This window comes from Amycolatopsis sp. NPDC034160, assembly GCF_055575355.1.
The window spans coordinates 227,639-250,360 of sequence record NZ_JBVISU010000008.1 but is presented as its reverse complement, the minus strand read 5'-3'; the positions used below and the strand labels follow the sequence as shown (position 1 = coordinate 250,360).

Annotated in this window: 20 protein-coding genes and 1 pseudogene; 17 read left to right on the top strand and 4 right to left on the bottom strand. The window is 69.6% G+C overall.

Annotated elements, in window-relative coordinates:
* The first annotated feature begins 22 nt into the window (after positions 1-22).
* Positions 23-1,411, top strand: coding sequence for an NYN domain-containing protein (locus ACZ54P_RS19030; RefSeq protein WP_465462847.1), 1,389 nt, complete (start codon positions 23-25; stop codon positions 1,409-1,411).
* A 61-nt stretch (positions 1,412-1,472) separates the two neighbouring features.
* On the opposite strand, the gene ACZ54P_RS19025 is transcribed toward ACZ54P_RS19030, so the two are convergent.
* A complete protein-coding gene (locus tag ACZ54P_RS19025; protein WP_465462846.1) occupies positions 1,473-2,465 on the bottom strand; it encodes a hypothetical protein in 993 nt (330 codons plus the stop codon).
* 168 nt (positions 2,466-2,633) lie between these two features.
* Here ACZ54P_RS19025 and ACZ54P_RS19020 point away from each other — a divergent pair, with 168 nt between their 5' ends.
* The 3 genes from ACZ54P_RS19020 to ACZ54P_RS19010 all read left to right on the top strand — a co-directional run bounded on the left by ACZ54P_RS19020 (position 2,634) and on the right by ACZ54P_RS19010 (position 5,616).
* The gene (locus ACZ54P_RS19020) at positions 2,634-2,861 is read left to right on the top strand and encodes a hypothetical protein (protein ID WP_465462845.1); all 228 of its coding nucleotides are present in this window, start codon (positions 2,634-2,636) and stop codon (positions 2,859-2,861) included.
* 445 nt (positions 2,862-3,306) lie between these two features.
* Positions 3,307-4,359, top strand: a complete 1,053-nt coding sequence (locus ACZ54P_RS19015) for a C40 family peptidase (RefSeq protein ID WP_465462844.1) — start codon at positions 3,307-3,309, stop codon at positions 4,357-4,359.
* 99 nt (positions 4,360-4,458) lie between these two features.
* On the top strand, positions 4,459-5,616 hold the full coding sequence (locus ACZ54P_RS19010; RefSeq protein WP_465462843.1) for a glycosyltransferase family 4 protein: 1,158 nt from the start codon (positions 4,459-4,461) through the stop codon (positions 5,614-5,616).
* Positions 5,617-5,628: 12 nt separating this feature from the next.
* Here ACZ54P_RS19010 and ACZ54P_RS19005 read toward each other — a convergent pair whose 3' ends face one another.
* Positions 5,629-6,252 (bottom strand): nucleoside/nucleotide kinase family protein, encoded by a 624-nt coding sequence (locus tag ACZ54P_RS19005; RefSeq protein WP_465462842.1) that lies wholly within the window; start codon positions 6,250-6,252, stop codon positions 5,629-5,631.
* Between the two features lie 124 nt (positions 6,253-6,376).
* On the opposite strand from ACZ54P_RS19005, the gene ACZ54P_RS19000 reads away from it, so the two are divergent.
* From ACZ54P_RS19000 to ACZ54P_RS18955, 10 genes and pseudogenes are all read left to right on the top strand, one after another.
* On the top strand, positions 6,377-6,730 hold the full coding sequence (locus ACZ54P_RS19000; RefSeq protein ID WP_465462912.1) for an SRPBCC domain-containing protein: 354 nt from the start codon (positions 6,377-6,379) through the stop codon (positions 6,728-6,730).
* A 54-nt stretch (positions 6,731-6,784) separates the two neighbouring features.
* A pseudogene (locus tag ACZ54P_RS18995) lies at positions 6,785-7,341 on the top strand (cytochrome P450); the annotation flags it as partial.
* A 25-nt stretch (positions 7,342-7,366) separates the two neighbouring features.
* Positions 7,367-8,647 (top strand): adenosylmethionine--8-amino-7-oxononanoate transaminase, encoded by a 1,281-nt coding sequence (locus ACZ54P_RS18990; protein WP_465462841.1) that lies wholly within the window; start codon positions 7,367-7,369, stop codon positions 8,645-8,647.
* Between the two features lie 239 nt (positions 8,648-8,886).
* Complete coding sequence (locus ACZ54P_RS18985) at positions 8,887-11,145, top strand: bifunctional SulP family inorganic anion transporter/carbonic anhydrase (protein WP_465462840.1); 2,259 nt, start codon at positions 8,887-8,889, stop codon at positions 11,143-11,145.
* A 263-nt stretch (positions 11,146-11,408) separates the two neighbouring features.
* Positions 11,409-13,622 carry a SulP family inorganic anion transporter gene (locus tag ACZ54P_RS18980; RefSeq protein ID WP_465462839.1) on the top strand — a complete coding sequence of 738 codons (2,214 nt, stop codon included), beginning with the start codon at positions 11,409-11,411 and terminating at the stop codon, positions 13,620-13,622.
* A 54-nt stretch (positions 13,623-13,676) separates the two neighbouring features.
* On the top strand, positions 13,677-14,393 hold the full coding sequence (bioD, locus tag ACZ54P_RS18975; RefSeq protein WP_465462911.1) for a dethiobiotin synthase: 717 nt from the start codon (positions 13,677-13,679) through the stop codon (positions 14,391-14,393).
* Positions 14,394-14,477: 84 nt separating this feature from the next.
* Positions 14,478-15,494 carry a biotin synthase BioB gene (gene bioB, locus ACZ54P_RS18970; protein WP_061983158.1) on the top strand — a complete coding sequence of 339 codons (1,017 nt, stop codon included), beginning with the start codon at positions 14,478-14,480 and terminating at the stop codon, positions 15,492-15,494.
* Positions 15,481-15,684, top strand: coding sequence for a biotin synthase auxiliary protein BsaP (gene bsaP, locus ACZ54P_RS18965; protein ID WP_465462838.1), 204 nt, complete (start codon positions 15,481-15,483; stop codon positions 15,682-15,684). Before bioB ends, bsaP begins: the two co-directional genes overlap by 14 nt.
* Positions 15,685-15,846: 162 nt before the next feature.
* The gene (locus tag ACZ54P_RS18960) at positions 15,847-16,452 is read left to right on the top strand and encodes a DUF2567 domain-containing protein (RefSeq protein WP_465462837.1); all 606 of its coding nucleotides are present in this window, start codon (positions 15,847-15,849) and stop codon (positions 16,450-16,452) included.
* Positions 16,453-16,496: 44 nt separating this feature from the next.
* Complete coding sequence (locus ACZ54P_RS18955) at positions 16,497-17,561, top strand: M48 family metallopeptidase (protein WP_465462836.1); 1,065 nt, start codon at positions 16,497-16,499, stop codon at positions 17,559-17,561.
* Between the two features lie 77 nt (positions 17,562-17,638).
* On the opposite strand, the gene ACZ54P_RS18950 is transcribed toward ACZ54P_RS18955, so the two are convergent.
* Complete coding sequence (locus tag ACZ54P_RS18950; RefSeq protein WP_465462835.1) at positions 17,639-18,355, bottom strand: LON peptidase substrate-binding domain-containing protein; 717 nt, start codon at positions 18,353-18,355, stop codon at positions 17,639-17,641.
* Between the two features lie 40 nt (positions 18,356-18,395).
* Positions 18,396-19,031 carry an NUDIX hydrolase gene (locus tag ACZ54P_RS18945; protein WP_465462910.1) on the bottom strand — a complete coding sequence of 212 codons (636 nt, stop codon included), beginning with the start codon at positions 19,029-19,031 and terminating at the stop codon, positions 18,396-18,398.
* 122 nt (positions 19,032-19,153) lie between these two features.
* Between ACZ54P_RS18945 and nadA the strand changes: the two genes are divergently transcribed.
* The 3 genes from nadA to nadC are packed head-to-tail and all read left to right on the top strand — an operon-like array spanning position 19,154 to position 22,703.
* The gene (nadA, locus tag ACZ54P_RS18940) at positions 19,154-20,164 is read left to right on the top strand and encodes a quinolinate synthase NadA (protein WP_465462834.1); all 1,011 of its coding nucleotides are present in this window, start codon (positions 19,154-19,156) and stop codon (positions 20,162-20,164) included.
* The gene (locus tag ACZ54P_RS18935; protein WP_465462833.1) at positions 20,161-21,816 is read left to right on the top strand and encodes an L-aspartate oxidase; all 1,656 of its coding nucleotides are present in this window, start codon (positions 20,161-20,163) and stop codon (positions 21,814-21,816) included. The genes nadA and ACZ54P_RS18935 overlap by 4 nt, the downstream gene beginning before the upstream one ends.
* A complete protein-coding gene (gene nadC, locus ACZ54P_RS18930) occupies positions 21,813-22,703 on the top strand; it encodes a carboxylating nicotinate-nucleotide diphosphorylase (protein WP_465462832.1) in 891 nt (296 codons plus the stop codon). The genes ACZ54P_RS18935 and nadC overlap by 4 nt, the downstream gene beginning before the upstream one ends.
* The last annotated feature ends 19 nt before the right edge of the window (positions 22,704-22,722 follow it).

Here is a 22,722-nt window from a genome sequence, read left to right as displayed (position 1 = left end):
CCATGGGGCCTACGCTGGAGCGATGCAGCCGCAGCCCGCAGTGCCCGAACTGCCCGAGGACGCCACCGGCGGACCCTCGGGTGTCGTGGCGTCGGCAGGTGGGCACGAGGAGTCCGAAGAGGTCCCGGCCGACGGCTGGACGGCCTTGCCGGAGGCGGTGCGTGAGCGGATCGCCGAGCTCGCCGCGGCCGCCGTCGGCAAACTGCCGGCCGCCGACGTGCCGAGGCAACTGCGCCCGGTCGCGAAGTTCGCCCCCGCGAAACGCGCGAAACTCGGCGGGACGGCGTTGCTCGCCGCGCTGGGGGAGTCGTCGCAGTTCCGGGTCGCGGTCACCGAATGGCTGCGGGACCACCGCAAGGACGCACTGGACCCGAACGCCCCCGATTCCGTCGCCGCCGCGGCCGCGGCCGTGCTCCTCGGCGAGGCGGGTGCGGCCGGACGCGTCCGGCTGGTGGCGAAGAACGCCGACGAGACCGCGTTGCGGGCCGAACGTGATGCCGCGCTGGCCCGCAATCAGCGGCTCGAGGCCGAACTGGCCCAGCTCCGCGGAGAGTTGCGCGAGGCCAAAGAGATGGCGGCCAACGCGCGGGGTGAACGCGAAGCCGAGGTCGAGAAACTGCTGAAACGCCTGCGAGAGCAGGGTGTCCAGCTGCGCCAGGCCAAGGACGCGGTCGCCGAGGCCCGCGCCGACTTGGAGACCGGCGGCGCCGAGCGCGCCGAGGAGATCAAGGCGCTGAAGGCCCAGTTGGACCGTGAGCGGCAGCGAGTCGCGGCGGAGAAGGCGCGGGCGGAGAAGGCCGTCACGGACGCCGAGATCGCCCGTCAGTCCGCCCGCGAAGCGCGTCAGGCCGACGAGGTCAGGCTCGGGCTGCTGCTGGACACGATCGAAGGCGCCGTCGGCGGGCTGCGCCGGGAACTTTCGGTGAGCGCGAGGGGGCAGCGTCCGGCGGACATGGTCCGCGGTGCGACGTCGGGGCTGGGAGCGGGCGGCAAGATCCAGGACGTCACCGCGCTCGACCGGCATCTCGCGCTGCCCAACGTGCACCTGATCGTCGACGGCTACAACGTCACGAAGACCGGCTATCCGGAATTGGCGCTTTCCGACCAGCGCGACCGGCTGATCCACCAGCTTTCCGCGCTGGCCGCGCGGACCAGCGCCGAGGTGACCGTGGTGTTCGACGGCGCCGGTGTGCTTTCCGTGCCCGCGGCGGTGCCGCGCGGGGTGCGGGTGCTGTTCTCCGAACGCGGCGTGCTCGCGGACGATGTCATCCGGTCGCTGGTCGCGGCCGAGCCGCCGGGGCGGCCGATGGTGGTCGCGAGCACGGACCGGGCGGTGGCGGACTCGGTGCGGCGCAAGGGCGCGCACCCGGTGCCGTCGGCGGTACTGGTGTCGCGGCTCAGCCGGGTGTGAAGAGCGCGGCAGGCCGTCTGGGCTCGTGAGTGGTAATGACGGTTAGAACCGTCATTACCATTCACGAGCAGTCCGGGCAGGTGACGCGGTCGGCCGCCGGTCGCCACCCTTCCCGGAGGAGGATCGTGCGGACCTCGGCCGCGACTTGGCAGGGTGAGGCCCGGACGTCCTGCCAGCCGTAGACCAGGCGTGCCCGGTCCGCGAGCTCCGCGGCGTTGTCCCGGCGGCGGTCCCGGAAGGCGACGTCGGCCATCGCGTGGGTCGCGCGCCCGTCGAGGCGGACCGTCACGGCCGCACCGTGGGAGTCGTAGGTGACGTCCTCCCACAACGTCTTCCCGTCGACCTCGACCGGCGTCTGCCGGTCACCCGGCGGCAGCCCGTGCCTTTCCTCCACCTGGTCCTTGAACTCCACTTCGAGCGCGGACATGAGACCGCTGCCCACCAGATCGAGACCCCGCAGTATTTCGGCGCGAAAGCGGAACGGCGGGCGCATCGAGACGCAGTCCCGCATCGACGGCACCGCGACCTTGCTCCGGCTCACCAGATCGACGACGACGTTCACGGCTTCCCTGGCGGACTCCGCGGAAGTCGCCAGGTCGACGATCGTGTCCGTGATCTTCGTGCGGGGTGGCCACGTTTCCACCGTCGAATGATCGAGTGCGCGGGAACGGTGCACTTTCACCAGCGGAGGCTGGGAGATCGCCGAACTCGAATAGGGCACGGTGATCTCCACCGGCCCCTCGGTGAGGGGCAGAAGACCCCATTCTTCGGCCGCGGTGTGGTGGCTCAGCACCGCGTGTCCGCCGCCGTAGCGGAGAGCGGCGTGGACCATGGCCGCCCGTGAGAGAGCACCGGTGAAGGTGGCGTAGACCCGCGGAAGTACCCGCTGCCATCGCCCGGCCTCCAGGTTGGCGACGATGTCCGCCGCCGAGTGCCCGTAGGCCCGGAGCTGCGCTCTGGTCACGATGCCGTGTTGCTCCTGCAGCAGGATGGGCCAGCTCGGCCGTTGTTCGGCCGGGATGGCTTCTTCCGACCAGCGTTTGTGTAAGGGCACCTCCCCACGATCTTCGGGGATCCGGTCCAGTGGGGACGGCGGGCGAAAATTGTGGATGGTTGGAGTGGTTGTGGACAACACCAGTCTCGTGAGTGGTAACGACGGTTCTAACCGTCATTACCACTCACGAGCCCGAAACTGTCAGTGGTCGCTCTTATCGTGTGTGTCATGACCGAGATAGCGGATAGAGAGACGCTCGTCATCGATTGCGATCGCTGCGCGGTCCGGGGTGACGCATGTCATGACTGTGTCGTCAGTGTCCTCCTCGGCGCGCCCCCGTCGCTCGAATGGGACGCCGACGAGCGAAAAGCGGTCGACGCGCTCGCGGAAGCGGGGATGATCCCGCGCCTCCGGATGGTCCGGAGGGTCGAGCGGGAGCGTCGGATGACGGCCTGAGACACGCTGCGACCGGGGCGTTCGACGAGTGGTCGATCCGACCAGGCGAACGGTAGGTAGTCGTAATGGTCCCCAGGATGTAATGCCCGTCACATTTTTCCACTCATGCTGGTCCGAAGGTGTTTCGGCGCATCACGGAGAGTTTTTGCGGTTGGCGTGGTGGACGTGGTGCCTGTGGTTTCGTAACCTGTCCGAGATCTCGTGGCCGGAAGTCGTCGCCAGACGGCGACACGGGATCGCCACTGAAGCAGCTTTGTCGGGGAGTTGCACCAGAACCAGCCGGGCGCCAAACCTGTTGCGATAGCAGTCGGCCAGGTGCCAGGTGGGAACGCGGAGAACCGCGCGGGCTTCACGGCCGGCGACGCGGCTTCGCGGAAGAGGGCCCCCGACCTCTTCGTCCCCGGTTCGGAGTCAGTGGCCGACAGCAAAGGAGACACGCGCGACCGTGCAGTCGCATCCAGTCAAGCGCGTGGTGTCAGGAGCTTTGGCCGCGGCCGCGGTGATCACCGCAGTAACGGTCGCTCAGCCTTCCGCCACCGCTGCCCCAGTCCCCGCCCAACAACAGCCCCCGTCCGGTTCGGAAGCGCTCGCCAAGTACCGCGACCTCGCGGCGCAGGCGGAGAAGGCGAACGAGGACCTTCTCAAGGCGAAGGACGATCTCGCCGCGAAGCAGGGCGAGCTCGACAAGGCCACCGCGGACGCCGCGGCGGCCAAGGACGCCGGCCTCAAGGCCGCCGGTGACGAGAAGACGTTCCAGGCCGAGGTCAACAAGTTCGCCGGTGCGTCGTTCACCAGCGGTGTGCAGCTGAACAAGCTGTCGTCGCTGCTGTCGGGCGCGTCGACCCAGGACTTCCTGGACCGCTCCTCGGCGCTCGAGGTCCTCGCCGCGAACAAGAACACCGCTTTGAACAACTTGAGCGGCGCCGTCGCCCAGGCCGCGGCCTCCGCGAAGATGGCAGCGGACGCGCAGGCGGCGGCCACCGCCGCCCGTGACGCCGCCGCCAAGCTGACGACGGACATCGAGGCGCGTCAGAAGACGCTGAACGACCAGCTCAAGGAAATCGAGCGGGCCAGCGGCAACCTGAGCGCCGCGGACAAGGCCGCCCAGAAGGACAAGGGCGGCGCGTTCCCCAACCTGCCGGCTCCGGGCCCCGCCGCCGCCGCGGCACTTTCGGCGGCGAAGAGCAAGCTCGGCAGCGCGTATGTGTGGGGCGCGACGGGTCCGTCGACCTTCGACTGCTCGGGTCTGATGCAGTGGGCCTACAAGCAGGCCGGTCTTTCCCTGCCGCGGTCGAGCCGTCAGCAGGCCACCTTCGGCGCTCCGGTCGAGAAGTCGCAGCTTCAGCCGGGCGACCTGGTGTTCTACTACTCGCCCGTCTCGCACGTGGGCATGTACGTCGGCAACGGCATGATGGTGCACGCGCCGACCTCCGGTGACGTCGTCAAGGTGTCGCCGCTGCAGAACAACTACGTCGGAGCCCGTCGCCCGACGGCCTGACGAAGGAATTTTCGTCCCCTCACGGGGACGGTGAAAGGGGCGGTACCGCGCAGGCGGTGCCGCCCCTTTCGCGTGCCGGGGGCCAAGTAGCCTGCAGGGGTGCTGAGGACGCTGCTGGTGACCAACGACTTCCCTCCCCGGCCGGGCGGTATCCAGAACTACCTGAACTCGCTGGCCACCCGTCTGCCCGCGGACGATCTCGTCGTGTACGCGCCATCCTGGGAGTCGAGCACCGGCTCGCACACCGAGTTCGACGCCGCCGCCCCGTTCGAGGTGGTACGCCATCCGACGTCCCTGATGCTGCCGACACCGGACGTGCTCAAGCGGGCCAAGGAGATCATGCGGGCCCGCGACTGCGAGGCCGTCTGGTTCGGCGCGGCCGCGCCGCTGGCGTTGCTGGGGCAGCCGCTGCGATCGGCGGGTGCCCGCCGCTTGCTCGCCTCGACGCACGGCCACGAGGTCGGCTGGTCGATGCTCCCGGGGTCGCGGCAGGCGTTGCGGCGGATCGGTGAGACCGTCGACGTGATCACCTACGTCAGCAAGTACACGCGGTCCCGGTTTTCGGCCGCTTTCGGTCCGATGGCGGGGCTGGAGATGCTGCCGTGCGGCGTCGACACCGCGCTCTACCGCCCGGATCCCGCCGCGGGCAAGGAGATTCGCGATCGGCACGGTCTCGGCGACCGGCCGACGATCGTGTGCGTTTCGCGGCTGGTGCCGCGTAAGGGCCAGGACATGCTGATCAAGATCCTGCCCGAACTCCGCAGGCGGATCCCGGACGTGGCGCTGCTGCTCGTCGGCGGCGGCCCGTACCGCAAGACGCTCACCGGGCTGGTCGGCGCACTGGGTGTCGAAGACAACGTGGTCATCACCGGGTCGGTGCCGTGGAAGGAGTTGCCGGCCCACTACAACGCCGGTGACGTCTTCGCCATGCCTGCCCGGACGCGCGGAAAGGGCCTCGACGTCGAAGGGCTCGGCATCGTCTACCTGGAGGCTTCGGCGACCGGGCTGCCGGTCGTCGCCGGCAATTCCGGTGGGGCGCCGGAAACGGTGCTGGACGAGGTCACCGGGCACGTCGTCGACGGCCGTGACGAACAGCAGTTGCGGGAGACGCTGGCCGCGTTGCTGGCCGACCCGGTGCGGGCGCGGCGCATGGGGGCCGCCGGCCGCGAATGGGTCGCCGGACATTGGCGGTGGGACACCATGGCGAGCAGGCTTTCCGGCCTGCTCGACGGCGACCCGGTCGCCGCGGTGCGCTGACGGCGAGTGCCGTCAGGGTTCGTAGCGTGCCGGGTGGTTCGGGTCGTCGACGCGGATCACCAGGTCGGCCAACGCCACCGGGTCCACTTCGGCTTCATAGCGCTCGTAGGCGGGCAGCGCCCATTTGTCGGGCACCCGCCGCTTGAGCGCGGCGGGGGAAAGCCACAGGTGCACGCTCAGATCGAACGCGAGGCCCGCGCCGAACAGGAACTCGCCGTCCAGCAGGACGACACCGCCCTCGGGAAGGTCGACGCGCTCCGCGCGGGTGGCGCGGTCGCGGACCGGATCCCGCAGCGAGGGGAGTACCTGTCCGCTGCCGCCCTCGGCGAGCGGGTCGAGTACCTCGCGGCGCAGGGCGCCGAGGTCCAGCCAGTCGGTGTAGCGCGCGTCGGGGTCCTCTTTGCCGCGTTCGAAGCGCAGGGACGCGGGGCGGAGGAAGTCGTTCGCCGAGACCCGCAACGCCGCGTGACCGGCGACGCGCAGGGGATCGACCAGGGCGTCCGCGAGTTCTGTGGTGTCGGTCGCACCGGCCGCGCCGTCGACGGCGACCGCGATCCGGCGGCGGCCCGTGATCGTCGTGATGCGTTCGGTCAGTTCGGAGACCAGCAGAGCGGGAGAAATCGGACGGTAGCGCACGGAATGAGATCCTCCACCCGGACCGGTGAACCTCGCACGGTACACCCGATGCGAGGATGGGCCGGTGACGAGAGCAGTGGCCAAAACAGCCGGAAGTGGTTGGCAGGTAGGTGTTTCCCAGACCGTGCCGTACAGCGGCGCACAGGTGTGGGACTTCCTGGTCGGACGCGAGGGCGTGGAGATCTGGCTCGGCCCGGGTGCCGACCTGGGCCGTGAACTGGGCGCGCCCTACGAGACGGCCAACGGGACGACCGGCGAGATCCGCGGCCGTTCCGAGGGCGACAAGCTCCGGCTGACGTGGCGGCCGAAGGACTGGGATCACGACTCCACCCTGCAGATCACGGTGAATGGCACCGAGCAGAAGACCACGCTCCGCTTCCACCAGGAGTGGCTCGCGGGCGCCGACGAGCGCGAAGAACAGCGGGCGTACTGGACCGAGGTGACCGAGCGAGTGGTGGCCGCGCTGGCCGGACGCTGACCGGCGCGCCGGAGAGGAACTGCTGGACGGGATCGGCGACGCGGAGCGCGTCGACCTGCTCACGCGTATCTCGTCGACCTCGTCGAGGAAAAGCGTGCGAAGCCCGCCGAAGACCTGCTGTCGGGCCTGATCCACGCCAGTGGCGAAGGCGCTTCACTCGCCGGGGAGCAATTGCCGGCCATGGCGTTCCTGCTGCTGGTGGCGGGCTTCGAGACGACCGTCAACCTGATCTCGAACAGCGTGTTCGCCCTGCCGCGCGAGCCGGAGCAGCTGGCGGCGCTCCGCGCCGAGCCCGTCCAGGTCGGCGACGTCGAGATCCCGGCGGGCGAGTTCGTGTTCGTCTCCCTGCTCGGCGCCAACCGGGACGCCGGACACTTCCCGGATCCGGACCGCTGGACGTCACGCGGCCGGCGAACGGGCATCTCGCGTTCGGCCACGGCATCCACTACTGCGTCGGTGCCCCGCTGGCCCGCCTGGAGGCGGAGATCGCCTTGCGCTGCCTGCCGGAGAGGTTCCCGCGGCTGAGTCTCGACGCCGAGCCGGAAACCTTGCGGTGGCGGGAAAACGCCCTGGTCCACGGTCTGAAGACCCTCCCTGTGCTGCTGCGCTGACCAGGGCATGTCGTAGGGTCGCGGGATGGACGCCGCAGAACTCCTCGCCCTCGACGCGGAACACGTCTGGCATCCGTACTCACCGATGCCGGGCACGGTCGACCCGTTGCTGGTCCGCGAGGCGAGCGGGGTGCGGCTCACCCTCGAAGACGGCCGCGAACTGGTCGACGGCATGTCGTCCTGGTGGTCGGCCATCCACGGCTACCGGAACCCGGTGCTGGACGCGGCGCTGGCCGACCAGGCCGGCCGGATGAGTCACGTCATGTTCGGCGGACTCACCCACGAACCGGCCATCACCCTGGCCAAGACCCTGGTGGACCTCGCCCCGGACGGGCTGCGGCACGTCTTCCTGTGCGACTCCGGTTCGGTGTCGGTCGAGGTCGCCGTCAAGATGTGCCTGCAGTACTGGCAATCGGTGGGGCGGAAGGATAAGCGGCGCCTGATGACCTGGCGCGGCGGCTACCACGGTGACACGTTCACGCCGATGAGCGTCTGTGACCCCGACGGCGGGATGCATTCGCTGTGGCGCGGGATCCTGCCGGAGCAGCTGTTCCTGCCCAAGCCGCCGGGCGCGTTCGACGACGAACCGGATCAGGCGTACCTCGGCCTGCTCGCGGCCGAGGTCGAGCGGCACGCGGGCGAACTGGCCGCGATCATCGTCGAGCCGGTCGTGCAGGGTGCCGGCGGAATGCGGTTCCACCCGCCCGCGTACCTGCGCGCGTTGCGGGAGATCACCGAAGCCAACGACGTTCTGCTGATCTTCGACGAGATCGCCACCGGGTTCGGCCGGACCGGCCGGATGTTCGCCGCCGAACACGCCGGGGTGACCCCGGACGTCCTGTGTCTCGGCAAGGCGCTGACGGGCGGTTACCTGACGATGGCGGCGGCACTGTGCACGCCGCGGATCGCCGACGGCATCTCCCGCGGCGAACTGCCGGTGCTCGCGCACGGGCCGACGTTCATGGGGAACCCGCTGGCCTCGGCGGTGGCCAACGCCTCGCTGGGGATCTTGGCCGAAGGCGGCTGGAAGTCCGACGTCCCGAGGATCGAGGCCGCGCTGAAAGCCGGGCTCGAACCCGCTCGTGAGCTGTCTTCGGTCGCCAACGTGCGGGTGCTCGGGGCCATCGGCGTGGTGGAACTGGACCATCCGGTGGACATGGCGGTGGCGACCGAGGTCCTCACCGCGAACGGGGTCTGGCTGCGGCCGTTCCGGAATTTGATCTATGCGATGCCGCCCTACATTTCCGACGCCGACGACCTCACGGCGATCACTTCCGCAATGGTGGCGGCCGCACAAAAAGCGTAAAAACGACAAAATTCCGCCTAAAGAGTGTGACGGCAGTCACGGGAAACCGGGAAGGCCACGCTCGGTACAGTCCGTGATCATCAGTTGATCTTGGTCAGGCGAACGGGCGAGTCCGATCGGGATGTTTGACGGGCGATTTGTCGTAAAAGACCGCTATGCCCCAGTTCTTCGGTGCACAAGCAAACCTGAGAATCCTTTGCGTAGCGGACTTTTGCGCGCCGATCCGGTTTCCTGCCCCCATGATCGACATCGTTGGTGACGAACACGACACCGGGCCCCCGGGCCGCCGCAACCCCACATCGACCCTCCTGAAGAACCTTCGCCACGACATCCCGGCTTCGGTCGTCGTCTTCCTCGTGGCCGTCCCTCTCTCGCTCGGCGTCGCACACGCCGCCGGAGCACCCTTGCTCGCCGGACTCGTCTCCGCCGTCGTCGGCGGACTCGTCGCGAGCCTCTTCGGTGGTTCCGCCCTTCAGGTCAGCGGCCCGTCCGCCGCGCTGACCGTCGTCCTCGCGGAGACCATCGCCACCTTCGGCTGGGCCGCCACCTGCGCCATCACCGCCGCCGCCGGCGTGGTCCAGATCCTCTTCGGCGTCAGCCGCGTCGCCAGGGCCGCGCTGGCGATCTCGCCGGCCATCGTGCACGGCCTGCTCGCCGGGATCGGCCTGATCATCGTCCTCGGCCAGCTGCACGTCGTACTCGGCGGAGCGGCACAGGGTTCCGCGATCGCGAACGTCCTCGCCCTGCCCGGTCAGCTCGTCGGCCACCACGACCAGGCCGCGCTGATCGGCGTGGTCACCGTCGGTGTCCTGCTGGCGTGGACCCGGATGCCGAGTCCCGTGCGCCGCGTCCCCGGCCCGCTCGCCGCCGTCGCGGCGGCCACCGGCCTTTCGCTCGCGGCGGGGATGGACCTGCCGCGCGTCGACCTCCCGAACGGCTTGCCGGGGCTGGGTTTCGTCCCCGAGGCGCCGTCCGGTTCCTGGGCGGCCATCGCCGCCGCCGTGCTCAGCATCGCGCTCATAGCCAGTCTGGAAAGCCTGCTGTCGGCCCTCTCCATCGACAAACTGCGCGACGGGCCGCGCACCGACCTCAACCGCGAACTGATCGGCCAGGGGTTGGCGAACGTCGCCGCCGGCTCGTTCGGCGGCTTCCCGGTCACCGGCGTCGTCGTGCGCACCATGACCAACTTCGAAGCGGGCGCCCGCACCCGGATGTCGGCGATCCTGCACAGCGTGTGGATCCTCGGCTGCTGCCTCTTCCTCACCGACGCGCTGCGGCTGATCCCGCTCGCCGCCCTCGCCGGACTCCTCGTCTACGTCGGCGCCAAACTCGTCAACGTCACCAGCCTCCGCGAAGTCCGTCGCCACGGCGACCTGCCGGTCTACCTCGCGACCCTGCTCGGCGCGGTCGCCGTCAACCTGCTCACCGGCGTCGTCGCGGGGATCGCGGTGGCGCTCGTGCTCATGCTGCGCCGGATGCTGTTCTCCGGAATCCACATCGAACCGGACGGTGCGCGGACCCGCGTCGTCATCGAAGGCGCGCTCACATTCCTATCCGTGCCAAGGCTGACGACCGTCCTTGCCGCAGTTCCGGAGCGTTCGGAAGTGACACTGGAACTCTTCGTCGACTATCTGGACCACGCCGCTTTCGACTGCCTGCGCGGCTGGCAGCGCGCGCACGAGCGGGGCGGGGGAGTCGTGGTCGTCGACGAGATCGGGCATCCGTGGTTCGGCCGTGGCAAGGCCGGGGTGCCGACCGTGCGGCGCGGCGTCGCGTCCCGCGTGGTGCCGCGCTGGCTCGCGCCGTGGTCGGAATGGCAGGCGGAACATCTCGAACTGCCGGGTCAGCGCGGCGGCAGTGTCCCGTTGTGCCGCGGTGCTTCGGAGTTCCAGCGGCGGACGGCGCCGCTGCTGCGGCGGACCTGGGACGGACTGGCCGACAAGCAACGACCGCATACGCTGTTCGTCACCTGTGGCGACGCGAGGATCGTGCCGAACCTGATCACCACCAGCGGACCCGGTGACCTGTTCACCGTGCGGAACATCGGAAACCTCGTCCCGCACGCCAGTACCGAAGCGGATTTCTCGGTGGGGGCGGCGATCGAGTACGCCGTCGGGCTGCTGCGGGTGCGGGAAGTGGTGGTGTGCGGGCATTCCGGCTGCGGTGCGATGAAGGCGCTGCTCGGGGACGCGCCCGCCGGGTTCGCGCGGCTGGGCGGCTGGCTGCGGCACGGCGAACAAACGTTGCGACGCTGGGAAAGCGAGGGGCCGGTGCTGCTCGACGGCGCCCGTCCCGCCCGCGAGGCCGATCGGCTCGCCCTGCACAACGTGGTGCAGCAACTGGAGAACCTGCGCTCGTACCCGGTCATCGACGCCGCGCTGGCGCGCGGTGAACTCCGGCTGACGGGGATGTACTTCGACGTCGGGAAGGCGAACGTGTATCTGCTCGACGCGGCGCGCCGGTCGTTCACTTCGGCGGCGACTCCCGTGAAGTCCTGAGCCCCCTTGCCTCATCACTGGTCCGTGAAGGACTCCTTGAGGGACTCAGAAGTCCTTCACGGACCGGTTCGCCCGGCGTGCGTCTTGGCCAGGCGGCCGATCGATAATTCCCAGTATCCGGGAGCTGGCAAGGGTTTCTGAAAGGTAGAAGACATCTCCAAGTAACAATGCAGCCCAAAAGTGGGCTACACCACCCGCTTGAAGGACAAGATTCACTCGATTAGGTGGTGCATAGCGGACAAATCACCAGTTTCCTGGTGATCATGCTGGCCACGTCAAAGAAGTTCCAACCTCGCGTCGTGCTTCGGCACGACCTGCCCGCATCGCTGGTGGTGTTCCTCGTCGCCGTCCCGCTCTCGCTGGGCATCGCGCTCGCTTCAGGGGCGCCCATCGTCGCGGGGTTGATCGCGGCCGTCGTGGGCGGTGTGGTCGCGGGCGCGCTCGGTGGCTCGCCCCTTCAGGTCAGCGGTCCGGCCGCCGGACTGACGGTGATCATGGCCGAAACGATCGCGACCTTCGGGTGGGCGACCACTTGCGCCATCACCGTCGCCGCCGGCGCACTGCAGATCCTGCTCGGCCTGAGCCGGATCGCCCGCGGGGCGCTCGCGATCTCGCCCGCCATCGTGCACGGCATGCTCGCCGGGATCGGTGTCACCATCGTCCTCGGTCAGCTCCACGTCGTGCTGGGCGGATCGGCGCAGAGCTCCGCGCTCGCGAACATCGCCCAGCTGCCCGCCCAGATCATCGGCCACCACGACACCGCCGCCCTGATCGGTGTCCTCACCATCGGCATCCTGCTGCTGTGGCCGCGGCTGCCCGCGTCCGTCCGGAAGATCCCCGGCCCCCTGGCCGCCATCGCGGTCGTGACCGTGCTGTCCGTGACCACCGGAATGACCCTGCCCCGCGTCGACCTGCCCGGAGACCTGCTCGCCATCCGCTTCGCTCCTCAACTGCCGGACGGCGGCTGGGGCGCGTTCGCCGTCGCGATCATCACCATCGCGCTGATCGCCAGCGTGGAAAGCCTGCTGTCGGCCGTCGCGGTCGACAAGATGCACACCGGACCGCGCTCGAACCTCGACCGTGAGCTGATCGGCCAGGGCGCCGCGAACATGACCTCGGGCGCGCTGGGCGGTCTCCCCGTCACCGGCGTGATCGTCCGCAGCTCGACCAACGTCGCCACCGGTGCCCGCACTCGCGCCTCCGCGATCCTGCACGGTGTCTGGATCCTGGTGTTCGTCGCCGCGTTCGCCGGGCTGATCCAGAACATCCCGCTCGCGGCACTGGCCGGTCTGCTCGTCCACGTCGGTGCGAAGCTGGTCAACCCCGGGCATATCAAGGTGGTCCTCAAGCACGGTGACCTGGGCCTGTACCTGGTGACCCTCGCCGGTGTCGTCGTCTTCGACCTGCTCACCGGGGTGCTGCTCGGTATCGCGTTGTCGGTACTGCTGATGGTGCACCGCACGGTGTGGTCCGGGATCCACGCCGAACGCGACGGTGACGAGTGGCGCGTCGTCGTCGAAGGCGTCCTGACGTTCCTTTCGGTGCCGAGGCTCAGCCGGGTGCTCGCGACCGTGCCCAACGGCGCGAAGGTGACGCTGGAGCTTGTCGTCGACTACCTCGACCACGCCGCCTTCGAGAGCCTTTCGAACTGGCAGCACGGCCACGAGCGCGCCGGCGGCGAAGTGATCGTCGACGAGATCGGGCATCCGTGGTTCGCCAACGGCAAATCCGACGATCCCACCTTGTCCAGGACGGCCGCGTCGCGTTCGGTGCCCCGGTTGCTCGCGCCCTGGTCGGACTGGCAGGCCAAGGACGTCGAGGTGCCCGGCCAGCGCGGCGGTCCGACCCTGCGCGGCGCCACCGAGTTCCAGCGGCGCACCGCCGCGATCATGCAGCCCGCGCTCAGCAGGCTGGCGGGCGGTCAGTCGCCGCATACCCTGTTCATCACCTGCGGTGACGCGCGCATCGTGCCGAACATGATCACCACCAGTGGGCCCGGCGACCTGTTCACCGTCCGCAACATCGGGAACCTGGTGCCCGCCCGCCAGGCCGATCCGTCGATGGGTGCCACCGTCGAGTTCGCCGTCGGCGTGCTGAAGGTGCGCGAAATCGTGGTCTGCGGGCACTCCGGCTGCGGCGCGATGCAGGCGCTGGCCACCGGAGCCCCCGACGACACGCCGATGCTGACCTCCTGGCTGCGGCACGCCGAGCCGAGCGCCGAGCGCAAGGTCCCGGTGACCCTCGACGGCGAGCCCCCGGAGGCCGAGGTCAACCGGCTGGCCCTGCAGAACGTGCTGCAGCAGCTGGACCACCTGCGTGACTACCCGCTGATCGCCGAGGCGGAGGCACGGGGCGAACTGCACCTGACCGGGATGTACTTCGACGTCGGCGCCGCCCAGGTCTACCTGTCGGACGACGGTGGACCGTCCTTCTCGCCCGTCGGCGCCGTCACCGCCGTGCCCAATCAGGGGAGCTGACGGAGCCGTTCAGCACGACTCGATCCGGACCCACTAAGTTCTCGGTACGTGAGCATGCTGGTCATGACCGGCACCGGTACGGGTGTCGGCAAGACGATCTCAACCGCCGCCATCGCCGCACTGGCCGCCGGTCAAGGCCAGCGTGTCGCCGTACTGAAACCGGCGCAGACCGGGGTGGGTCCGGACGAACCCGGCGACCTCGCCGACGTCGTCCGTCTCGCCGGTCCGGTCACCACCCGGGAGCTGCGGCGATATCCGGATCCGTTGTCGCCGGAAGCGGCCGCGCGGCTGTCCGGGCTGCCGACGCTTTCCCCGAGCGAGATCGCCGCCGCCGCGAGTGAGCTCGACGGCGACCACGACCTCACCCTCATCGAGGGCGCGGGCGGTCTGCTGGTCCGGTTCGACGCCGACGGCGCCTCGCTGGCCGACGTCGCCTGGTCGCTCGGCGCGCTGGTCATCGTCGTGGCCGAGGCCGGGCTGGGCACACTCAACGCGACCGCGCTGACCGCCGAGGTCGCGACCAAACGCGGCCTCACCGTGGCCGGGGTGATCGTCGGGGCCTGGCCTGACGAGCCCGACCTGGCGGCGGTGTCGAATCTCGAGGACCTGCCGGTCGCCGCCGGTGCCCCGCTGCTGGGCGTGCTGCCCGCCGGGATGGGCACGGCCGAGCTGGCGGAGTTCACCGCGCTGGCCAGGGCGGGTCTCTCGCCGTGGTTCGGCGGGGAATTCGACCCCGAACGCTTCGCCGGCCGCGCGTCGGCCCAGAAGTGACCTGCGTCGCTGTGTGCGAGGCGTCCGGTCGTGCACGATGATGTGCCTTTGCTTTGCCGCCCCACCCCGAACAGGAGCCGCCTCGTGACCACAGCCCCGGAGACCGTCGACATCCTCGCCGTGGCGCGCGACCAGGTCCTCGAGCGTGGCGTCGGGCTCAGCGAGGAACAGATCCTCGAAGTGCTGCGGCTCGACGACGACCACCTGACCGATCTGCTGGCGCTCGCCCACGAGGTCCGGATGCGCTGGTGCGGCCCCGAGGTCGAGGTCGAGGGCATCATCAGCCTCAAAACCGGCGGCTGCCCCGAGGACTGCCACTTCTGCTCGCAGTCCGGCCGGTTCCCGACGCCGGTGCGTTCGGCGTGGCTGGACATCCCCGGCCTGGTCAAGGCCGCCCGCCAGACCGCCGAGACCGGCGCGACCGAGTTCTGCATCGTCGCCGCCGTCCGCGGTCCCGACAAGCGGCTGCTCTCGCAGGTCCGCGAAGGGATCAAGGCGATCCGCGAGGACGGCAACGACATCCAGATCGCCTGCTCGCTCGGCATGCTCACCCAGGAGCAGGTCGACGAACTCGTCGAGATGGGCGTGCACCGCTACAACCACAACCTGGAGACCGCGCGCTCGCATTTCGCGAACGTCGTCACCACGCACACGTGGGAAGAGCGCTGGGAGACCCTGCGCATGATCCGCGAGGCGGGCATGGAGGTCTGCTGCGGCGGCATCATCGGCATGGGGGAGAGCATCGAGCAGCGCGCCGAGTTCGCCGCGCAGCTTGCCGAGCTGAACCCCGACGAGTGCACGATGAACTTCCTCATCCCGCAGCCGGGTACGCCGTACGAGGGCTACGAGGTCGTCGAAGGCAAGGACGCCCTGCGCACCGTGGCCGCGTTCCGGCTGGCGATGCCGCGGCCGCTGCTGCGGTTCTCCGGCGGCCGTGAGCTGACCTTCGGCGATCTGGGCACCAAACAGGGCATGCTCGGCGGGATCAACGCGATCATCGTCGGCAACTACCTGACCAACCTCGGCCGCCCGGCCACCGCGGATCTGGAGATGCTCGAAGAGCTGAAGATGCCGGTGAAGGCGATCAGTGACGTCCTCTGAGCGACCGGCCTTCTGTGTCCATTGTGGACAACCGTCCGATGGCGGCGCCGAACATCCCGCTTGCCACAACCCGAGAACGGCACTCGAACCGCCGCGCTACTGCACGTTCTGTGCGCGGCGGATGGTCGTCCAGATCACTCCGGTGGGCTGGACCGCGAGGTGTAGCCGTCACGGCGAACTTGCGGGCTGACGCGCTCCGCGTTTAGTCCTCTGAATGCGGTCCTCGCGCGTGCAACTACCGCATTCAGAGGACTAAACGCGCGAGAGAGAGGGGCGCGACTCGGTGCCGGGTTGCGTGCGCTGGGGCCGTCATTGGTTACGCTCTGCACAAGCAGCGTGAGAGGGGTCCGGGTTGGGCGAGACGTCGGGCAAACCGGCACACCTGTCTTCCAGCGTGCCCGACCCCTGGTCGGTCCCCATGCTGCCGAGGCCGCGCCGCCCGTACCCCAAGGTCGTCGTCAAGGCCGATCTGCTGCCCGCGGTCAGCGTGCTGTCCACGGCCGGGCTGCTCGGCTTCCCGCTGGCGTGGCTGTGGGCACGGCTCGCGCCGCCGCAGCGCATACGGGTGCTCGACGCCGAAGGTGGCCTCGCGCCGCTGGAACTGGAGAGCTGGCACCGCTTCGACGACCTCGCCATCTACGGGTTCCTCGCGCTCGGCGCCGGGCTGCTGATCGGTGTCGTGACCTGGCTCCTGCGCGAGCGCCGCGGTCCGGTCGTGCTGATCGCCGCGACCGGCGGCGCGACCCTCGCGGGCTGGCTGGGCACGACGATGGGCGTCTCGTTCGCCAACAGCCGCTACGAGATCGGAGCGGCGCCCGCCGTCGGCGACGTCATCATGAAGGCGCCGCAGATCGAATCGCCCTGGATCATGCTCGCCGCGCCGCTGATGACCACGCTGGCCTACACGCTGCTGACCGCGTGGAACGGCCGGGAAGACCTGGGTCGCAGACTCGGCTGACGGTTTTCCTCTAGGGTGGGCCGGGACTTCTCTAGGGGGCTTTCTTGACTGACGACATCGAGGTTTCCCGGCACAACGCCGTCCGGTTCCCGGGCATCAGCCCGCGGGCCTACGAACACCCCGTCGACCGTGGGGCACTGGCCACCCTGCGCGCGGTACCCGGATTCGCGCAGGTCGTGAAGGCGATTTCGGGTTTCTACAGCGAACGCGGTGAGCGGCTCATGGCGTTGGCCTCCGCGATCCGGGTCGGCCCGACGCAGTATCCGGAACTGGACAAGCTGCGCAACGAATGCGCCGAAACGCTCGACCTCGACCGCGTGCCGAACCTGTTCGTCGCCCGCAGCCCCGAGGTCAACGCGCAGACGATCGGCATGGACGAGCCGTTCATCGTGCTCAACACCGCGACCGTCGAATCGATGGACCTCGCCTCGCTGCGGTTCGTGATCGGGCACGAGATGGGGCACGTGCTGTCCGGGCACGCGGTGTACCGCACGATCATGCTCCGGCTGATCGGCCTGCAGATGTCGATGTCGTGGACACCGGTGAGCGCGATCGGCATCCGGGTCGTCATCGCCGCGCTGCGCGAGTGGTACCGCAAGGCCGAACTGTCCTGCGACCGCGCCGGGCTGCTGTGCTCGCAGGACCCGACCGCCGCGCTGCGGTCGCAGATCCTGGTCGCGGGCGGCATCGACCCGTCGAAGATCGACATCCCGGCGTTCCTGCGGCAGGCGTCGGAGTACGAGTCGGTCGACGACATCCGCGACAGCTACCTGAAGCTGCGCTACGTCGAGACGATGTCGCATCCGCTGGCCGTCGTGCGCGCCGCGCAACTGCAGAAGTGGGCCGCTTCGGAGGAGTACCGGGCGATCCTGGCCGGCGAGTACCCGCGCCGCGACGAGGACGCGCCGTCCGCCAACTGGACCGACGACCTGAAGTCGGCCGCGAAGTCGTACAAGGACTCCTGGAACAGCTCGGCCGACCCGCTGACGAAGGTGTTCAGCGACGTCGGCGAGGCGGTTTCCGGGGCGGCGGGCAAGGTGTGGAGCAAGTTCGGCGGCGGGAACGGGGCCGAAGAGGGCTCTGAAGGGGCTTCGAAGTCCGGTAAGTAGGGTCTCGCGCGTGCTATGAAAGGTCCTTTCCTTGCAAAATTTGCAAGGAAAGGACCTTTCATAGCACTTGACGGGTCTCAGTTCAGGTTCGAAGGGCGCGTGAACTCGCCGAGTTCCCCCGGCGGCATCGGCACGGCGCCGAGGGTGTTCAGGAATCCGGCCTCACGCGTCAGCAGGCGGCATGCGATCCGCAGCCGCCGCAGCGGGTTGGTCTCCTCCAGCAGGCGCTGCCGGTCCTCCAACGGGACCAGGCAGTCCGCGGTGAGCCGGTAGGCGAGCGCGGCGATGTCGCCGTCGTCGGGCGGGGTGGTCCAGTCGTCGGCGTGCCAGGCGGATTCGCAGTAGCGGCGATGCGCGGTCTTGGCGACGTCGGCGAGCCTGGTCACGGTGTCGCCGTGCACCGTGGAAAACCGGTCGTCGGGCACCCATTCGACCGAGCCGATCAGGTACGGCGCGGAAACGCGGTCGATCTCCAGCAGCCGGAACCGGCGCCGCGCGGTGGTGACGACGTCGAATCTGCCGTCCGGCAGCCGTTTCGCCTCGCGCAGCACCGTGCTGCAGCCGACCTCGTGGACGTGCTCGATTCCGCTGACCTCCCTGTTCATCGTCGTGCGCAGCGCGATGACACCGAATTCGCGGTCCGGGATGACGTCGCCGACGAGATCCGTGATCAGCTGCCGGTATCGCGGTTCGAAGATGTGCAGTGGGAGGTGTGTTCCAGGCAGAAGCACGGTCTGTAGCGGGAACAGCGGCAAGATCGCCTTCCCGGTGGACTCCTCGCTCGGCTCGGTCACCCGTTCAAGGTACGGGGACCGCGAGGACTTCGCAGGACGGTCACTTCCGGACAGGCGGGCGGAACACCGCGAACGGGTCGGTGATCTGCATCCCCTTGCCCGCGAAGGAGAACAGCGCCGCTGGCCGACCACCGCTCCGGCCCGGCGGCGCGGTGTGCCCGGTGGGGACGAGCAACCCGCGCCGGGACAGCACGCGCTGCAAATTCGTCGCGGACACCCGGTAACCCAGCGCAGCCGAGTACAGCCCCCGTAACGCCGATACGGTGAACTCTTCCGGGGCAAGCGCGAACCCGAGATTCGTGTAACAGAGCTTCGAACGGAGCCGGTCGCGCGCGCGCAGCACGATGGACTCGTGGTCGAACGCCGTGCGCGGCAACTCGGAGACGTCGTGCCATTCGGTGTCTTCCGGGATCTCTGGGTCCACATCGGACGGCACGAGGCCGAGGAAGGCCGTCGCCACGACGCGCGGGCCCGGCACCCGGTCCGGTGCGCTGAACACCGCCAGCTGCTCCACATGCTTCAACTGCCGAACGTCGACCTTCTCGGCGAGCTGCCGCCGGATGGACGCCTCGACGTCCTCATCCGGCCGCAGCCTGCCGCCGGGAAGCGACCAGCGGCCCAGATGCGGATCGAGCGCGCGCCGCCACAGCAGGACCCTCAGTGTGTCCGAGCGCACTTGCAGGACCGCTCCCAAAACCTCGTGGGCGAGGGGGGTCTGGGTGTTAAGATGACTTCGCACGGTTTTCGATTGTAAGGCGAAAACCGGGAGTGGACAAATCGGTCCGGAGGGCCAGAACGATGACGAGCACGCTGCAGAACGACCTGACCCCGTACGGTGGCGTCGTCGCCGACGCCGCATGGGCGGAGGAGGTGCGGAGCCTCGCTCGCAAGCGCGACGCCGTCCTGCTCGCGCACAACTACCAGGTCCCCGAGATCCAGGACATCGCCGATTTCACCGGCGATTCCCTCGCGCTCAGCCGCATCGCGGCGAGCAGCGACGCGTCCACCATCGTCTTCTGCGGCGTGCACTTCATGGCCGAGACGGCGAAGATCCTGGCGCCCGAGAAAACGGTCCTGATCCCGGACGCGCGGGCGGGCTGCTCGCTCGCGGACTCGATCACCGGCGAGCAGCTGCGCGCCTGGAAGGCCGAGCACCCCGGCGCCGTCGTCGTCTCGTACGTGAACACCACGGCCGAGGTCAAGGCGGAGACCGACATCTGCTGCACGTCGTCGAACGCCGTGGACGTGGTCGCCTCGATCCCCGCTGACCAGGAGGTTCTGTTCCTGCCGGATCAGTTCCTCGGCGCGCACGTCAAGCGGGTGACCGGCCGCGAGAACATGCACATCTGGGCCGGGGAATGCCACGTGCACGCCGGCATCAACGGGGCCGAACTGGCCGAGCGGGCCGCGGAGAACCCGGACGCCGACCTGTTCATCCACCCGGAATGCGGCTGCGCGACCTCGGCGCTGTACCTGGCGGGAGAGGGCGCTGTCGCCCCGGAACGGGTCAAGATCCTCTCCACCGGCGACATGGTCCACGCCGCCCGCGACACCAAGGCGAAGTCGGTCCTAGTGGCCACCGAGATCGGAATGATCCATCAGCTGCGCAAGGCCGCGCCGGAGATCGACTTCCGCGCGGTGAACGACCGGGCGTCGTGCCGGTACATGAAGATGATCACGCCCGCCGCCCTGCTGCGGTCGCTGCGCGAGGGCGCCGACGAGGTCCACGTCGACGTCGAGACCGCCGCCCGCGCCCGCGCTTCCGTGCGGCGCATGATCGAGATCGGGCAGCCTGGCGGCGGAGAATGACCGATCCGGTTACCGACCTACAGGCGAAAACCCGCCCGGTCTGGGAGGCCGCCGCCGACCTCGTGGTGATCGGCAGCGGGGTCGCCGGGCTCACCGCCGCGCTGCGCGCGCGGGAACTCGGGCTGCATGTCCTGGTGGTCACCAAGGCCGCGGTCTCCGACGGGAACACCCGCTGGGCGCAGGGCGGGATCGCCGTCGTGCTGGAGGGTGAGCACGAGCGAGGCGACTCGGTCGGCAAGCACGCCGCGGACACACTCACCGCCGGTGCCGGGCTCTGTGACGAGGACGCCGTCCGCTCGATCATCGCCGGTGGCCCGGCCGCGGTGGCCAGGTTGCGGATCGACGGCGCCCGCTTCGACCCGGCCGTCGAAGGCCGTGACGAACTGGCGCGCACGAGGGAAGGCGGACACAGCGCGTTCCGCGTCATCCACGCCGGAGGTGACGCGACCGGGGCCGAGGTAGAACGCACACTGGTCGCGAAGACCGGTGACCGGCGGATCCCGGTCCTGGAGCACCACATCGCCGTCGACGCGATCCGTACCCCCGCCGGCGAGGTGGTGGGCGTGTCCGTCCTGGACCGCAACGGTGTTCCCGGCGTCGTCCGGGCACCGGCGGTGCTGCTGGCCAGCGGCGGGCTGGGGCAGCTCTACCAGGCGACGTCGAATCCGGAGATCGCCACGGGGGACGGGCTCGCGCTCGCGCTGCGCGCCGGAGCGCAGCTCGCGGACGTCGAGTTCGTCCAGTTCCACCCGACGGTCCTGTTCACCCCCGGCGCACGCGGCCGCCTTCCCCTGGTCACCGAGGCGGTGCGCGGTGAGGGCGCGACCCTGCACGACGCGACGGGCGCCTCGGTCATGCACGGTGTGCATCCGCTCGGCGATCTCGCACCGCGGGATGTCGTGTCGGCGGCGATCACCCGCCGGATGGTGCAGGCGCCCGGCGGCATCGACGACCACGTTTTCCTTGACGCCACCGGAATCGCGGGCTTCGCGAAGCGGTTCCCGACCGTGCACGCGGCGTGCGCGGCGATCGGCCTCGACCCCGCGAAGGATCCGATCCCGGTCACACCCGCGGCGCATTTCGCCTGCGGTGGTGTGGTGACCACTGTGGACGGACGGTCCGGGGTGCGCGGGCTCTACGCGGCGGGTGAGGTCGCGAGGACCGGTCTGCACGGCGCGAACCGCTTGGCGTCCAACAGTTTGCTCGAAGGCCTCGTCGTCGGGCAGCGGGTCGCGGAGGCGATCGCCATCGATCTCGCCGCCGGACTGCTGGCCGACCCGCGCCGCGGGGTGCTCACGCCGCCGCCGACGGTCGCGGTGGCCGACCGCGACGCGCTGCAGCGGGCGATGAGCCGGTACGCGGCGATCGGCCGGGACGCCGACGGTCTCGCGGTCGTCGGTTCGGTGCTCGACCTTTCGGTGATTGAAAGTCCTTTGTGGACTCCTCGGCTCGTCGAGGACGCGGCGCTCACCCTGGTGGCGGAGGCGTTGGTCGCGGCGGCCGCACGGCGGACGGAGTCCCGCGGCTGCCACGTGCGGACCGATTTCCCCGAACGCGACGAAGGCACCTGGCAACGCGGTCAGCTCATCCGGCTCAGCCCGTCGGGCCAGCCGGTGCTGGCCGATCCGATCGCTTTGGAAGGTGTGGCATGAGTGAGTTCTCCCCGTGGATTGTCAAGGCGCTGGCCGATCACGGCCTCGACGTCCCCGACGCGCACCGCGTCGTCACGACGGCCTTGACCGAGGACCTGCGGTACGGGCCCGACGCGACGACGAACGCCACCGTGCCCGAGTCCGCCACCGCGCTGGCCGAACTCACGCCGAGGACGGCGGGCGTGGTCGCCGGGATCCCGGTGGCGCTGGCGGTGTTCGACCTCGTCCTCGGCTCCGGACTGGAGGTCATGGCCGCCCGCGACGACGGTGACCGGCTGACCGCCGGCGAGCCGGCGCTGGTCGTGCGCGGCCCGGTGCGCGGTCTGCTCACCGCCGAACGCACCGCGCTGAACCTGTTGTGCCACCTGTCCGGCATCGCCACCGCGACCGCGGCCTGGGTGTCCGAAGTGGACGGTACCGGCTGCCGGATCCGGGATTCCCGCAAGACTTTGCCCGGACTGCGCTTGCTGGAGAAATACGCCGTCCGCGCGGGCGGCGGGGTGAACCACCGGCTCGGCCTCGGCGACGCGGTACTGATCAAGGACAACCACGTCGTCGCCGCCGGTTCGGTGACCGCGGCGCTCGCCGCGGCCCGTGAGCACGCGCCCGAACTGCACTGCGAGGTCGAGGTCGACGACCTGGCCCAACTGGAGGAGGCACTCGCCGCCGGTGCCGACGAGGTACTGCTCGACAACTTCACGCCGGGGGAATGCGCGAAGGCCGTCGACCGGCGCGACGAGGTCTCGCCGAAGACCCGGCTGGAATCCTCAGGCGGGTTGCGGCTAGACGTCGCGCGGGCCTACTCGGAGTCCGGTGTGGACTTCCTCGCGGTCGGGGCGCTCACTCACTCCTCACCCGCGCTGGACCTCGGGATGGACCTGCGCTGACCTGGAGCACTAGAATTTC

Coding starts and splice junctions, on each gene's coding strand:
- ACZ54P_RS19030 (WP_465462847.1), top strand. CDS start 23: ATGCAGCCGCAGCCCGCAGTGCCCGAACTGCCCGAGGACGCCACCGGC.
- ACZ54P_RS19020 (WP_465462845.1), top strand. CDS start 2,634: ATGACCGAGATAGCGGATAGAGAGACGCTCGTCATCGATTGCGATCGC.
- ACZ54P_RS18990 (WP_465462841.1), top strand. CDS start 7,367: ATGGACGCCGCAGAACTCCTCGCCCTCGACGCGGAACACGTCTGGCAT.
- ACZ54P_RS18985 (WP_465462840.1), top strand. CDS start 8,887: ATGATCGACATCGTTGGTGACGAACACGACACCGGGCCCCCGGGCCGC.
- ACZ54P_RS18980 (WP_465462839.1), top strand. CDS start 11,409: ATGCTGGCCACGTCAAAGAAGTTCCAACCTCGCGTCGTGCTTCGGCAC.
- bioD (WP_465462911.1), top strand. CDS start 13,677: ATGCTGGTCATGACCGGCACCGGTACGGGTGTCGGCAAGACGATCTCA.
- nadA (WP_465462834.1), top strand. CDS start 19,154: ATGACGAGCACGCTGCAGAACGACCTGACCCCGTACGGTGGCGTCGTC.
- ACZ54P_RS18935 (WP_465462833.1), top strand. CDS start 20,161: ATGACCGATCCGGTTACCGACCTACAGGCGAAAACCCGCCCGGTCTGG.
- nadC (WP_465462832.1), top strand. CDS start 21,813: ATGAGTGAGTTCTCCCCGTGGATTGTCAAGGCGCTGGCCGATCACGGC.